This window comes from Brevundimonas sp. AVps23W (assembly GCF_058681395.1).
In genome coordinates this window covers 2,146,665-2,160,439 of the sequence record NZ_CM178738.1, presented here as the reverse complement: position 1 = coordinate 2,160,439, position 13,775 = coordinate 2,146,665, and the positions used below count along the sequence as shown (strand labels likewise).

Annotated in this window: 8 protein-coding genes and 2 tRNA genes; 5 read left to right on the top strand and 5 right to left on the bottom strand. The window is 64.6% G+C overall.

The features are described 5' to 3' along the window. Positions 1 to 13 precede the first annotated feature (13 nt). On the bottom strand, positions 14 to 1,744 hold the full coding sequence (locus tag ACW177_RS10530; protein ID WP_492025671.1) for a patatin-like phospholipase family protein: 1,731 nt from the start codon (positions 1,742 to 1,744) through the stop codon (positions 14 to 16). Between the two features lie 701 nt (positions 1,745 to 2,445). Further along, complete coding sequence (locus ACW177_RS10525; RefSeq protein ID WP_492025670.1) at positions 2,446 to 2,988, bottom strand: DUF924 family protein; 543 nt, start codon at positions 2,986 to 2,988, stop codon at positions 2,446 to 2,448. Between ACW177_RS10525 and ilvC the strand changes: the two genes are divergently transcribed. Next, entirely contained in the window at positions 2,987 to 4,030 is a 1,044-nt protein-coding gene (gene ilvC, locus ACW177_RS10520; RefSeq protein WP_492025669.1) for a ketol-acid reductoisomerase, read from the top strand. The two genes, ACW177_RS10525 and ilvC, sit on opposite strands and share 2 nt — an antisense overlap. Positions 4,031 to 4,092: 62 nt before the next feature. On the opposite strand, the gene ACW177_RS10515 is transcribed toward ilvC, so the two are convergent. Beyond that, positions 4,093 to 4,169 (bottom strand) — tRNA-Pro (locus ACW177_RS10515). Positions 4,170 to 4,368: 199 nt separating this feature from the next. On the opposite strand from ACW177_RS10515, the gene ACW177_RS10510 reads away from it, so the two are divergent. Then, positions 4,369 to 4,442: transfer RNA gene (locus tag ACW177_RS10510), tRNA-Gln, on the top strand. Positions 4,443 to 4,828: 386 nt separating this feature from the next. On the opposite strand, the gene ACW177_RS10505 is transcribed toward ACW177_RS10510, so the two are convergent. Further along, positions 4,829 to 7,258, bottom strand: a complete 2,430-nt coding sequence (locus ACW177_RS10505) for a TonB-dependent receptor domain-containing protein (protein ID WP_492025668.1) — start codon at positions 7,256 to 7,258, stop codon at positions 4,829 to 4,831. 629 nt (positions 7,259 to 7,887) lie between these two features. On the opposite strand from ACW177_RS10505, the gene ACW177_RS10500 reads away from it, so the two are divergent. After that, positions 7,888 to 10,149 (top strand): TonB-dependent receptor, encoded by a 2,262-nt coding sequence (locus ACW177_RS10500; RefSeq protein WP_492025667.1) that lies wholly within the window; start codon positions 7,888 to 7,890, stop codon positions 10,147 to 10,149. 77 nt (positions 10,150 to 10,226) lie between these two features. Next, complete coding sequence (locus tag ACW177_RS10495; protein WP_492025666.1) at positions 10,227 to 10,934, top strand: TetR/AcrR family transcriptional regulator; 708 nt, start codon at positions 10,227 to 10,229, stop codon at positions 10,932 to 10,934. Here ACW177_RS10495 and ACW177_RS10490 read toward each other — a convergent pair. Then, entirely contained in the window at positions 10,931 to 12,373 is a 1,443-nt protein-coding gene (locus tag ACW177_RS10490; protein ID WP_492025665.1) for a coniferyl aldehyde dehydrogenase, read from the bottom strand. The two genes, ACW177_RS10495 and ACW177_RS10490, sit on opposite strands and share 4 nt — an antisense overlap. A 94-nt stretch (positions 12,374 to 12,467) precedes the next feature. Between ACW177_RS10490 and ACW177_RS10485 the strand changes: the two genes are divergently transcribed. After that, on the top strand, positions 12,468 to 13,757 hold the full coding sequence (locus ACW177_RS10485) for an aminotransferase class III-fold pyridoxal phosphate-dependent enzyme (RefSeq protein WP_492025664.1): 1,290 nt from the start codon (positions 12,468 to 12,470) through the stop codon (positions 13,755 to 13,757). The last annotated feature ends 18 nt before the right edge of the window (positions 13,758 to 13,775 follow it).

Here is a 13,775-nt window from a genome sequence, read left to right as displayed (position 1 = left end):
TGAGCGGAGGGTTCTAGTGATCGCGCAGCCTGCGCCGCAGGTGGGTGATCGGGACGGTCAGGTCGGCCAGGGCCGCCCGGGTCGCCTCGTAGCCTGAGGCGACCGGCTCGTCATAGGCCTTCCAGTCGCGGATGTCGGTTCCGCCGGTGCGCGGCAGGATCAGGACGTCTGCGGCGGCGCGCGACTGCTCCATCTCGGCGTCGGTGGTGATGGTCGCTGAACGCATCAGGATGGAGACGATGGGCGGGCCGGCCTTCCAGGCGCCCGACAGCACCCATTTCCACCAGGAGGGGGGATTTTCCAGCCCCGCCGGATCGACGCCGCGCGTCTGGGACATGTCCACGCCGATGATGGGGCCGCTGTTCAGCTGGCGCATCACGCTGGTCGGGAAGTTCTTCAGCACGGCCCCGTCCACCAGCACCTGGCCGTCCATGACCACGGGCGGCAGGACGCCGGGAATGGCGATGGACGCCCGCATGGCCCGGCGCATCAGGCCGGTGCGATGCACCTCGATCCGGCCCGAGGTCAGGTTGGAGGAGACGGCGAAGAAGGGCAGGCAGAGATCGGCCAAGTCCGTGTCGCCATAGGCGCGCTCCAGCAGGCGGGCCACCTTGCGGGCGCGGGACATGGCGATGATGGGGAAGGCCAGGTCGGACAGGGGGTCGGATTCGACGAAGGCGCGGCGGACCTCGTAATCCAGCCGCTCGAACGACCAGCCCATGGCCGGTCCGGCCGCCACGACCGCCCCCATGGAGGCGCCGCCGACGAAGTCGATGGGCACCTTGGCCTCTTCCAGCGCCTTGACCGCCCCCATGTGGCAATAGGCGCGCGCGCCGCCGCCCGACAGGACCAGACCCACGGCCGTTCCGGTGATGACGCGGGCCATGCGGGCGGTGTCGGCCTCGACCCCCGAGACGCAGTGGAACCAGCGGTCGGGTTGCAGCGCGTCCAGCCAGACGCGGGTGTTGGCGGGCCGGTTCATGCGCGGATCGCGCAGCAGGATCAGGTCCGTCAGGCGCCGGTCGTCGCCGAAGCCCATCCGGCGCGGCAGATCGGACGGCGGGGCCAGCAGGCCGCTGCCGACGATGAACAGCCGGTCCACCTGGCGGGCGCAAAGCTCGGCCCAGGCGGGCTGGTCCAGTTCGGCGACATAGAGGACATAGTCGTGATCGTCCTCGACCCGGCTGAACCATTCGGCGGCCGAGGTCAGGGCCGACTGGTCGATGACCCGGCAGGTGAAGCCCATGGCCTGGACCGCGGCGGCGATTCGTTCGACGAAGGCGCGGATCGGGCGGGGGCGGGCGGAGACGAAGCCGAAGACGCTGGGTTCGGCGGCGCCCCCGGCGCGCTCGCGGGCGCGGTGGATCATCAGTCGCGACAGTTCGACCATCAGGTCCGGTTCGGACCGGGCGGCCTCGAAGAAGGCCTCGCGCGGCAGGGCCAGAATCTCGGTGTCGCGCAGGGCGACGACGTCGGCGGTGTGCGGCGTGCCGGCCAGCATGGCCATTTCACCGACCGGCTCGCCGGGGCGGACCACGCCCAGAAGCCGGGGCGGCTGATCCTGTTCGCTATGGAAGACGCCCAATCGGCCCGACCGGACCAGATAGAGGGTGTCGGACGGATCCCCCGCCGCGAACAGCCGCTCGCCCCCCGTCAGGGCGAACCAGCTGGCGCGATCGATCATCGGCCCCTCGAAGATGCGCGACAGGGCGGAGGCCAGGGTGTCGGGACGAAGCGGAGCCATGGGACAGTTGTAGGTGAGATTCCGTTGCGGGTGAATCGGCTTTGTCCTCGCCGTTTTCGCAGCGAAGTTCGGGGAGGGCGTGGGACGCCGGGTCTGCACCCGGGTTTTGGAGTTTTAAGTACCGTTTCGGCGCAGTCGTCGTCCCACGCGGTCGTTTTCCACACGCACTCCGGCTGGCGGCCCTCCTTTTAGAGCCTTGCCGGATCGGCGGGCCGCCTTGCGACGGCTTCGCCGGGGCGGACATGCCGACGAAGGTCGACAGCGGTCCGCTTTCCTAGGCGTGCGGCGAGCAGGAGACGGCATCCATCGCCGCCCCTAAGGACCCCGGCGGTCTCCTCCCCACCGGCTTCATCGCTCGACCACAGCCCCGCCGCCGTCAGGGCGCTGGATCCGACGCCCTCCCCATCGGCGGGGATGAGGAGAGGATAAGGGCGCCGGCTTCTATGGCGCGGAAGTCGGGGCGAGATTCTTGTAGGGCGTTGAAATTATGCGATTCAGACCAGCGTCATTGTGCGCGCTGGCTCACCTCTCCGCGCGCGAAGGCGCGGGGGGAGGACCGGTCGCGCTTGCGACCAGGCGGGGGCGACTCAGGCGGTGGGGATGACCGCGTCAGCGTCTGACACCGAGTCGCCCCCTCCTGGCGCTCGCTGACGCGATCGCCGGTCCTCCCCGTTCGCCTTCGCGAACGGGGAGGTGAGAAGTCAGCCGCCGAAGCCGCCTTCGTCGAGGAAGGCCTGCTCCTCGGGCGTGGTGGTGCGGCCCAGGGCGGGGTTGCGGTGGGGGAAGCGGCCGAAGCGGACGATGATGTCGCGGTGGAGGCGGCCCCATTTCTCCAGCTCGGCGTCGCCGGCGACCAGGGCCATGTAGCGGTCCTGATCCTCGATCCGTTCGGAATGTTCGAAGGGGAGGAGGAGGAAGTTCTTCAGCTCGGGGGCGACCTGAAGATGGAGGCCGCGCGCCACGGCCTGGTTCGCGAACATCAGGGCCAGGGGGTCGGTGGCGAACTGATGCGCCGTGCCGCGGAAGCTGTTGCGCGGATACTGGTCCAGCAGGATCAGAAGGGCGAGGGCGGTGTCCGCTGTGTCGATCCAGTCGTCACGTTCGCGCCGGGCGGCGGACCAGTGCAGGTCATGGCCTCGCGCGCGAAACTCGGCGTCGAACGCTTCGTCCTTGGCGAACCACTTGTCGGGACCGGCCGCTTTCCAGAAGGCGACGACGTCGGATGGGGCTATGAAGGCGGTCATGACCCAGATCCTAGCCAATCCGTTGCCCGTCTTCCATGACCGCGACTGCGACCTTTCGATCCTTCGGGGCAAGCGCGTGGCCATGATCGGTTACGGCAGCCAGGGGCGGACCCATGCGCTGAACCTGCGCGATTCGGGCGTGACCGACATCGTCGTGGGCCTGAAGACCGGGTCGAAGACGCGGGAACGGGCCAAGGCCGATGGATTCGACGTGATGACGGCCGCAGAGGCGGCGGCGGGCGCCGACGTGATCGCCGTCATGACCTCGGACGAGGCGCATCGCGACCTGTGGCGCGACGAGCTGGCGCCGAATGTGCGGCCGGGCGCCGCCCTGGTCTTCGCCCACGGCCTGTCGGTGCGGTTCGGCCTGGTGGAGCCGCGCGCGGACCTGGACGTGATCCTGGCCTCGCCCAAGGGGATCGGGCCGCGCATCCGCGACCTGTACGAGGCCGGGGAGGGGGTCTTCTGCCTGTTCGGGGTGCATCAGGACGCCACGGGCGCCGCCCACGCCCTGGGCCTGTCCTATGCGGCCGCCCTGGGGTGCGGGCGCAAGGGGATCCTCGAGACGACGATGAGGGACGAGTGCGAGAGCGATCTGTTCGGCGAACAGGTGGTGCTGTGCGGCGGCATCGCCGAACTGATCGATTCGGCCTTCATGAAACTGGTCGAGGCCGGCTATCCGCCCGAGGTGGCCTGGTTCGAGTGCTTCTATGAGGCCAAGCTGGTCACCGACCTGATGTACGAGCGCGGCATAGCGGGCGCCTTCGCCAAGATTTCCAACACGGCGGAGTACGGGGCCTATCTGACCGGACCGCGCGTGATCAACGCCGCCTCGCGCGCGGCCATGGACCAGGTGCTGGCCGAGGTGCAGGGCGGGGGCTTCGTGCGGGCCCTGATGGCGGATTACGACGCCGGCTCGCCCGACCTGCTGGCGCGGCGAGGGGCGCTGGGTCGGCGGCCGATCGAGGCGGTGGGGGCGCATCTGAACGAGGTGGCGCGGCTGGCGCGGGAGACGGCGGCGAACGACGACTCACGCACATAGGCTTTGTCATCCTCGGGGCGAGCCCGAGGGTGGCGATTATTGGATTTTGCAAAAAGAGAAGATGGTCGGAGTGAGAGGATTCGAACCTCCGACCCCTGCGTCCCGAACGCAGTGCTCTACCAGGCTGAGCCACACTCCGACCGTGGGGGCTGGCCTGGCGGCGTCGCCCCGAAGTGAGGACGCGGCTTATAGCCATGGGTTTCGGACCCCGCAAGCACCCATTTCCACCTTCTTTGCACGGGGCGAAAATAGTCCTGAAAGAGGGTGTTGCATCCGAAAACGGTTTGGCCTATCTGACCGCCTCCGCCGCGCGAGAGCGCAGCGGTCGCCGGACCTGCTGGGGAATGGTGTAATGGTAACACTCCGGTTTTTGGTACCGTCATTCTAGGTTCGAGTCCTAGTTCCCCAGCCATCCGCCCTCCCTGGATTTAAGCCGCTTTCAGGCCCCCGCGAGCGCGTTGCTGCGCGGGTTTTACCGAGGGTTTTACAGTGGCTTGTCTGTTCTGGGTCTTTTGAAGCCGGGACGATCATGCCCATTCCGACGGCTTTGCCGGTGACGTAGCGGCGGGCGATTTCCAGCACGCTTGAGCGTTCAGCCGAGAATCGTGGCGACGTCGTCTGGCGGCAGACGGTTGCCGCGTGAGGATCAACGCAAAGGGCGGCGCGATCCGGGGTTGGGGTGGCGCACTCTGACGCTCCCTGGCGCACGACCTGTCATTCGCTCACCGGTTCTGTCCAGACCGGGGCGTCGCATCCGACCCGCCTGCGACGCCGAGGCGTCGCAGGCGGCGGAGCGCTTCAGAACGAGTAGCTCAACGTCGCGGAGATGGCGCGAGGGTTCAGCACGCGCGCCAATCCGACGCCGGAGGCGGGGATCGTCGTGTCGTTCACATCTGTGACCGCGAGCACGTCGAACAGATTGTTCGCATTGACCGAAACCGTGATGCTGTCGGTGAGATTATACCGCGCGAACGCGTCTGTCGTAATATAGCCCGGCTGACGCAGTTGGTTGGACGGATCGGTGTAGCTGCTGGTCGTTCCGATGAAGGCGGCGCCCACGCTGAAGTTTTTCGTGGCGATCTGCGGCGTCGCCTGGAAAATCCAGTCCGGCTGGCGGCCGGGCCTATGCCCGATGTTCGACGGAGTCAGATTGTCAGCGGAAATCTCGGCGTCGGTATAGGTTGCGCCGGTGTTGAGCCGGAACGGCCCGCGCTGGAACTCGCCCTCAAATTCGAAGCCCTTGGTGTCGTAGGTACGGGTGAACGGCGAGCCGCGGAACCCGTTGGTGTCATCGGCCTTGGCGGAGAAGCCCGTGATTTGCAGCGTCACCCCGTTGTTGCGGTATTTTACGCCGCCTTCGAGCTGTTTGACGATGTCGACGGCGGCGCTGCTGTCGGTCAGCTCGCCGGTCGTCAGATCGACGAAGCTGTTGCGGACGAGGCGTTCAGCATTTGCCCGACCGCCCCGGCTATAGCGCAAAAAGCCGGACAGGTTTTGCGAAACGCGATAGTTCGCGCTCATCGAATAGGAGAGATATTCGGTCGAATAATCGAGGGGGGACGAGGTCGTCAGATCGAACTGCGAAACCCGCGTTTCCGCCGCCGACACTGTCCCGTCGTTGTTCACGTCGAGCGATGAATAGCCGGTCGCGCGGCGATAGCTCCCCTCGGCGTCGAAGAAGTCGTAGCGAAGGCTGCCGCCCAACGAAAGCTTGCCCAGCTTTATGTTGGCAGAGCCGTAGGGCGCGGCGACATCATAGGTGGTCCTCATGCTCAAATGGCCCAGGCGGACTGAGCCGAACCCCGGCCCATACGAATAGTAGCCGTTCTGAGTAACCGCCGTTCCGTTGGCTCTCGTCAGGTTGATCAAGGCCGCCTCGCCGTCGCTTTTGACTTCGGACAGGACGGATCCAAAGAGGTAGTCGACGTCGATTTCCTGGCGCGATTTGTAGAACCCTCCGGTCAGCGTGAGTTCGGCCTTGCCCAGGGCAAAGGTTCGGCTGGCGCGCGCGTCATTGGTGAAATTGTCGAGGCTGCGGAAATCCAGATTGCCGAAATTGATCGGCACCAGCAATCCATTGCCGTTGAGCGTCGAGGGATTGGTAATGACCTGACCGGCGTTGGGGCCGTTGGCGTAGCTCAACGTCGCGCCCGCGCCGCCATATTGTGTGGCGACCGCCGTGGCCGTGTTGATCACGACCTGCTCGGCGCTACGAAAGCCGCCGGAGATGTCGGAATAGCGGGTGCGGTTGGTGATGGTCCATCCGGCGAGATCAAACTGCGTCTCGAAGCCGACCGACTTGACCACCGGATGCTGGCCGTCAGTCAGATCATAGCTCGCCAGCTGATTGTTGCTGTCCAGCGTCAGCAAGTTGGTCATATATTTCGACATCAGCGTGTCGTGCGTCGGATCGAAGCCGGCGATGGCGCGATATTTCGGATTGGCGTTGCTTCCGGTGATGGCGACCGGCGCGACACTGTACGCCGGGGTGCGGTCGTCCAGATATTTTCCGTAGAAGCGGATGTAGCCGCCGTTGAATTCCTTGGTGATGTTCAGCTTGACCTGGCCGCCGCGTTCACCTTCGAGGCCTATCGCGCGCGGACCTTCGCCTTCGCGATAAAAGCCGCCGATATGCATCCGCAAACTGTCTGACAGCTTGCCGCCGTAGTCGAAGTCCAGGCGATAGCGTTCGAAATCGAGACCGATCGTCGTGGCGATCGCGCCGCCCTCTGCGACGCCGGTCTTCGAAATCAGGTTGATCACGCCGCCCGGTGAGTTGGACGCGAAGGTAGAGGCCGAGCCGCCGCGGATCGCCTGCACGCCGGCGAGATTGAGGTCGGACCTCAAGAACTCGTCACTGCTCGCCCAACCGATATCGCCGAATTCAAAGACGGGTAGGCCATCTTCTTGAAACTGAACATATTTTGCGCCGTTCGCCGAGAGCGGCAGGCCGCGAATTGTCACATTCGCGTATCCCTCGCCCGAACTCGCTTCGGTGCGAACGCCGGGGATCAGGCGCAGCATGTTTGGAACGTCGCGCAGCCCGAAATTGATGATCGTCTCGCTGTCCAACATGCTGGTCGACGTCGCGCTGTCGAGTTGGTCGCGCGCCTTCGCCACACCGGTGGAGAAGGACTCCTTGTTGGCGGGCGCGCTCGCCGGGCGAGAACTCTCCGCCGCATCTGCATCGGCCGCACCAGCCTGACCGGCGGGTGTGATCTGCGCCATAGCAGGAGAAGCAAATATAAGGAGTGTTACGGATAGAAGCCACAGGCGCTTCTTAGTGTGCATTGGCCAGACTCCGGTGTTTATATCGTTGTTTTTACAACGAGTTATATCATTGTTGAATTTGTTCACCCGCGAATCGACGCTCTTGTGTCGAAACATCGTGACGTACGTTTCTACATCGCCTTTTTTTAATCAATAACCTTACCGGCCTGTAGTAAAACTACGTAGTTGTTGCTGGCGAAGTGCTGTCTGAGGGCGGGTTTGCTTGCGTTCGACATGCCTTGTGGACGAGGGCTGTCAGGCGGCTCGAGCCGCGCGATCATGCCCAGTCCGCTGGCCTCGCCCGTGACGGAACGGCGCGCGATCCGCTTCACCTGATCAGGCGCTCAGAGAATTTTGGCTGAGTGCGCGTCTCGAAGTTCGACCGTCTTCGGCGCCAAAACCCCGATACCCGGTCCAGCTGAGATCGCGGCGCCCGCAGAGGCTCTTCGCGAGCCTGCCGCTTGTGCGTTGAATTCGCGTCGGTACGCAAAAAATAATAGCGATGAATATAGAATAGTCTTGACTATCTTATTCATCGTCACACGATTGTCGAGCAGCTTCGCAAGGCCAGTTTGGGGATCCTAGCCGTGAAGACCATTTTCCTGACAACCGTCTCTATCGTCTCCATGATCGCGGGGGGCGCCCTGGCTCAGACCGAGCCGCCGCTGAACGACGCCGCTTCGAGAGTGGACGATATTGTCGTCACGGCGCAGAAGCGATCCGAACGGCTGCAGGATGTGCCGGTCTCCATCAGTGTTCTCAACACTGAAACGCTCGAGACACAGGGCGTCAACAACGTCCTCGCGCTGAACAACCTGGCGCCCGGACTGCGGGTTTCCAGCGGAGACGCCGCCGCCAGCCCCAAGATCTATATCCGTGGCGTGGGGTTGAGCGACTTCAATCCCAATGCGTCGAGCGGCGTCGGCATCTATGTCGACGGGGTCTATATCGGCTCGCCCCTGGCGCAGATGTCGGGCTTCTATGATCTGGCGCAGGTCGAGGTCCTGCGCGGTCCGCAGGGCACGCTTTACGGCCGCAACACCAATGGCGGCGCGATCAACATCACGACCAACCGCCCGACGTTCGACTGGGCGGGCGACGTCCGGACCGAGTACGCCAGCGACAACGGGGTCAATCTGGAAGGCGGCTTCGGCGGGCCGATCGTCGATGACGTGCTCGCCTTCAGACTGGCCGGCCAATATGTGTCCCGCGACGGCGACACCCATGATCGCGTCACCGGCGAGGATCTGAACGCCGTCGAATATTACGGCGGTCGCCTGTCGCTGCTCTACACGCCCAACAGCGACATCAGCGTCCTGACCCAGATCAATCATTTCGAGAACCACGGGGACGCCACCACGCCGCAACATCGCGCCCTGTTTCCGGCCACTGCCGAGGCGACGGGCGCCGACGGTCTGTGCGCGGCCGGCGCCTACTCAAGCGGCATGTGTACGGATCTATTGGGCTATGCCGACACGGACAATGACATCCGGGCCGGCGACTATGGTCCGGAAGCGGGCAAGGACAAGGTACGGCTGAACGGCGCCTCCATCCAGTTGGACTGGACCCTGGGGGGCGTGGATCTGGTCGCCATCTCCGCCTATCAGAACGCCAAGCGCAACGCGTTCGAGAACACGGACGCCAGCCCGTTGCGGATGATCGAAATCAACTACAGGTCCGAGTCCGAAGCCTTCAGCCAGGAACTGCGCCTTCAAAGCAATGATCCCGCCGCCGATCTGAAATGGGTGCTGGGCGCCTATTTCATGGACGAGACGATCAAGGACAACTCGACCCAGGACGTGCTGCGCGACCTGCGCCCGCTGTTCGTCACACCCGACAATCCGCTGGGCCTAAGTCCCGAGAACAGCGTCGGCGTCTTCGGCTATCCCTATACGCAGAAGACCAAGAGCTACGCCCTGTTCGGTCAGGCCGACTACCGGTTCAGCGACAAGCTGGTCGGCACGGCGGGCCTGCGCTGGTCGTCGGACGACCGCGATTTCGATTATCGCAGCGAGATCGAATATGGGCTGGCGACCATTCTGACCTACCAGGCGAGCAAGACCTTCTCGGCCTGGTCCGGGCGGCTGGGGCTGCGGTATGAACTGAGCGACGAGGCCAACCTCTACGCGACCTATAACCGCGGCTTTAAGAGCGGGGGCTTCTTCGGCGGCCTGGCCACGACGGTCGAACAGCTCGAACCCTACGACAATGAACAGCTCGACGCCTACGAGGTCGGATTCAAGGGCCAGTTCTGGGATCGGCGCGCGCGGCTGAATACGTCCGCCTTCTTCTATGACTACAAGGACCAGCAGGTTTTCGCCCAGGTGCTGCGCAACGGACTGACGGTCCAGGTGCTGGACAACGCCGGGAACTCGACGGTCTACGGAGCGGAAATCGAGGCCAGCCTGATCCCGATCGACAACCTCGATCTGTCGGCCGGGGTGTCGTTGCTGCACGCCAAATATGATGAGTTCGTCTCGGAGGGCGAGGACTATGGCGGGAACTGGCTGCCCCAGTCGCCCAAGGTGACCTTCAACGCCTCCGCCACCTATACGTGGCCGCTGGCCTCTGGCGACGAGGTGGTGGTCAATCTGAACACCACCTATTCGTCCAAGGTCTATTTCGACAACTCCAACCGTGAGCGACTGTCGCAGGACGGCGTGTGGAACACCGGGGGGCAGATCAGCTGGCGCGCCAGCGCAACGGGCCTGGAAGCCGGGGTCTTCGCCCGGAACGTCTTCGATGAGGAGTGGGTGGTCAGCACGTCGGCGATCGATAGCCTGGGCGTCGATCAGGTGATCTACAACCCGCCGCGCAGCCTGGGGGTTTTCCTGAAATACAAATACTGACCGTGCGGACCGCGGGCATGGCCATTGTGAGCCATCCGGTCTAGTGCAGCAGACCCATCAGACCTGCGAACAAACCCATGGCGAAGCGTAACAAGGAGGCGGACAGGAGCGTCGGCGCGGTCGAGGTGTCGCTGGACACCAAGGTCAAGCCGTCTCAAGCCCGCTCTCAGCACACCTTCGAAATGATCCTCTCCGTCGCCGGAGATCTGCTGGCGGAGGTCGGGTTTGAGCGGTTGTCGACGAACCTGGTCTGCCAGCGGGCCGGCCTGACGCCGCCGGCCCTCTATCGTTATTTTCCCAACAAGTACGCCATTCTCGGCGAACTGGGACGACGGCTGATGGAGGCTCAGGATCAGGCGGTTTTCGACTGGATCGAGGGGGGCGGGCTCGAGGCGGACACCATCGAGGAGGCGATCGATCAGAACCGCCGTATTCAGGAAACGGTCAATCAGATCACGCGCGACATGCCCGGCGGAGTCTGGATCCTGCGCGCCATGCGGGCGGTGCCGCTGCTGCAGGACATCCGTATCGCTTCGCGCGACAAGGTGGCGCGTCATACGGCCGAACGCCTGCTGGAACAGCATCCGCACTCAAGCACCGAGGAGGTCTATGCGGCGACGCGGATCACCACGGAGCTGATGTTCGCCGCGACGGAAATGGTGCTCGAGGAGCCCGATATCGACGAGGCTCTGGTGACCCGGGAGGTTTGCAGCATGGTCTGCCTCTATTACTCCCGTTTCGTAGGCGGCAAGGCGCGGCCTCCCTTCGAAGACACGCCGGCCTAACGGCGTATCCGTCCATCCAGATATTTCCGGATCGCGGGACCGAACGGCGGGCGAAGATCGCGCAGGGGGCCGAGTTCGATACGGACCTGTTCGTAGATCGAACGGCGATGGCTGAACTCCAGAAAGCCGTCGCGCCCCTGGTAGGCGCCGAATCCGGACGGCCCGACCCCGCCGAACGGCAGGTTTTCCTGAGCGACGTGGAAGACGACGTCATTGATGGTCACGCCGCCGCTGCGCGTGTGGGACAGGACGAAATCCTTTTCGCGCCGGTCTGAGCCGAACCAGTAGAGGGCGAGGGGGGCGTCGCGAGAATTGACCTGGGCCACGGCGTCCTCGATTTGGTCGTAGGCGACGACCGGCAGGATCGGGCCGAAGATCTCCTCTTGCATCACCGCCATTTCGGGCGTCGCGTTCAGGATCAGGGTCGGCGGGAACCGGCGGGTCTCCGGCCTGGCGGGCGGCTGTCCCGCAGGGCGAAGTTCGACGATGCGCGCCCCCTTGGCGCGCGCGTCTTCGACATAGGCCGCAAGCCGACTGAAACTGCGCGCGTCTATGATCGAGGCGTAATCCGGACTGTCGGTCAGTTGGGGGAACATGGCCGCAACCGCCTCGGACGCGGCGTCGGCGAAGGCGTCCACCTGATCCGCCGGGACCAGCGCATAGTCTGGAGCGAGACAGATCTGACCGGCGTTCAACGTCTTGCCGTTCATGATCCGCGCCGCAGCCACGCCTAGGTCGGCGCCGCTCGAGACGATGGCAGGGCATTTGCCGCCCAGCTCCAGCGTGACCGGCGTCAGGGTCTTGGCGGCGGTCGCCAACACCATCCGGCCGACGCGGGCGCCGCCGGTGAAGACCAGATGGTCGAACGCCTGCGCGGCGAACGCCTGACCGACCTCCGACCCGCCGGTGACGACGACGACTTCATCGGGGGCGAAGGCGCCCTCGATCAGGGTTTTCAAAAGGGCGGACGTCCGCGGGGTCAGCTCGGACGGCTTGATCATCGCGCGATTGCCCGCCGCCAGAATGCCGGCGAGGGGGCCGAAGACCAGGAATACGGGGAAGTTCCACGGCGCGATCAGTCCGACGACGCCCTTGGGCTGCGCCTCGACCCGCGCGCGGGCGGCGAACAGACCCAGCAGGGCAGGCGTGGTCGAAACCCGTTCGGGACGCATCCAGCGTCGGACATGGGCGCGAGCATGTTTCAGCGCGCCGATGGAGGCGGCGATGTCGGTCAGGCGTGAGGCCTCTCTCGCCCGCGTCCCGAAATCCCCGGCCATGGCGTCGATCAAGGCGTCCTGATGATCGACCAGCAGGCCGATGCAACGGTCCAGACGGTCGATACGGACGGAGGCGTCGGGCGGGCCCTCGCTCGACGTCCTGGCCTTCATGGCTTGGAGGATGGAGGCGAGTTCCTGTTCGGGCGTGTCCATGGGTTCCATTCCGAAAATACGCGCACCTGTTCGAGAGCTGTCTTGACGCCGAACTGGCGCGTCGTAAAGATAGCGAAGACTACTTTTCTGCACGGGGGATACGATGACGTGGACCAATACGGCTGATCGGGCGCTGCGGGCGCGTGCGGAAGCCGTGATTCCAGGCGGCATGTACGGGCATCAGTCGGTCATGCTCCTGCCGGACGACTATCCCCAGTTCTTCTCGAGAGGGGCGGGCGCCTATCTCTGGGACGCCGACGGCAATCGCTACATCGATTATCTTTGCGGCTATGGCCCCAGCCTGTTCGGCTATGGCGTCGAGGCGATCGACCAGGCCTATGTGCGCCGGATGTCCCAGGGCGACACCCTGACCGGCCCTGCTGAAGTGATGGTTGAGTTGGCCGAGGCCTTTACCGCCCAGGTGACCCACGCCGATTGGGCGATGTTCTGCAAGAACGGCACCGACGCCACCACCATGGCCCTGATGGTGGCGCGCAATCACACCCAGAAGAAGACCATCGTTCGTGCGCGCGGCGCCTATCACGGCGCGGCGCCCTGGTGCACCCCGCTGTCGCTCGGCGTCACGACCGAGGATCGCGCCAACCAAATCTTCTACGACTATAATGATGTCGAAAGCCTGGAGGCGGCGGTAGCCGCCGCCGGTTCCGATCTGGCCGCCATCTTCGCCTCGCCGATCAAGCACGACACCTTCGTCGATCAGGAACGACCGACGACCGCCTATGCCACGCGAGCGCGCGAGTTGTGCGATGAGCATGGCGCCCTGCTCATCGTCGATGACGTTCGTGCAGGGTTCAGGCTGGCGCGGGATTGCAGTTGGTCGCTGGTCGGGGTTCAGCCGGATCTGTCGACCTGGGGCAAGGCGATCGCCAACGGCCATCCCATCTCGGCGCTTCTGGGTTCGGAGAAGGCGCGGGGCGCGGCGGCCTTCGTCTATGTCACCGGCTCCTACTGGTTCTCTGCAGCGCCAATGGCGGCGGCGCTGGAGACCCTCAAGCTCATTCGTGAGACAGACTATCTCGAGACAAACCTGGCGCTGGGCAAGCGGCTGCGGTCTGGGCTGGACGAATCGGCAGGGCGGCACGGTTTCGCCCTTCGCCAGACCGGGCCGGAAGAGCTGCCCTTGATCATGTTCGAAGAGGATGCCGACATGGCCAAGGGCTATTTCTGGTGCAACGCCCTGATCCGGCGCGGCGTCTACTTCCACCCCTGGCACAACATGTTCTTCTCGGCCGCGATGACCGAGGCCGACATCGACTTCACGCTGGAGGTTGCGGACGAGAGCTTCAAGCTTCTCAAGGCGGCCGGCCCCCTGGAGCCGGTGTCCAAGCTGCAGATGGCCCACCACGCCATCCATTCGATCCAGCCACTCTGAGCGAAGGGGCGTGTGACC

What these genes read in the sequence shown, in the direction of transcription:
- ACW177_RS10530 (WP_492025671.1), bottom strand. Translation starts at nt 1,744, where the DNA reads ATGGCTCCGCTTCGTCCCGACACCCTGGCCTCCGCCCTGTCGCGCATC.
- ilvC (WP_492025669.1), top strand. Translation starts at nt 2,987, where the DNA reads ATGACCCAGATCCTAGCCAATCCGTTGCCCGTCTTCCATGACCGCGAC.
- ACW177_RS10525 (WP_492025670.1), bottom strand. Translation starts at nt 2,988, where the DNA reads ATGACCGCCTTCATAGCCCCATCCGACGTCGTCGCCTTCTGGAAAGCG.
- ACW177_RS10505 (WP_492025668.1), bottom strand. Translation starts at nt 7,258, where the DNA reads ATGGCGCAGATCACACCCGCCGGTCAGGCTGGTGCGGCCGATGCAGAT.
- ACW177_RS10495 (WP_492025666.1), top strand. Translation starts at nt 10,227, where the DNA reads ATGGCGAAGCGTAACAAGGAGGCGGACAGGAGCGTCGGCGCGGTCGAG.
- ACW177_RS10490 (WP_492025665.1), bottom strand. Translation starts at nt 12,373, where the DNA reads ATGGAACCCATGGACACGCCCGAACAGGAACTCGCCTCCATCCTCCAA.
- ACW177_RS10485 (WP_492025664.1), top strand. Translation starts at nt 12,468, where the DNA reads ATGACGTGGACCAATACGGCTGATCGGGCGCTGCGGGCGCGTGCGGAA.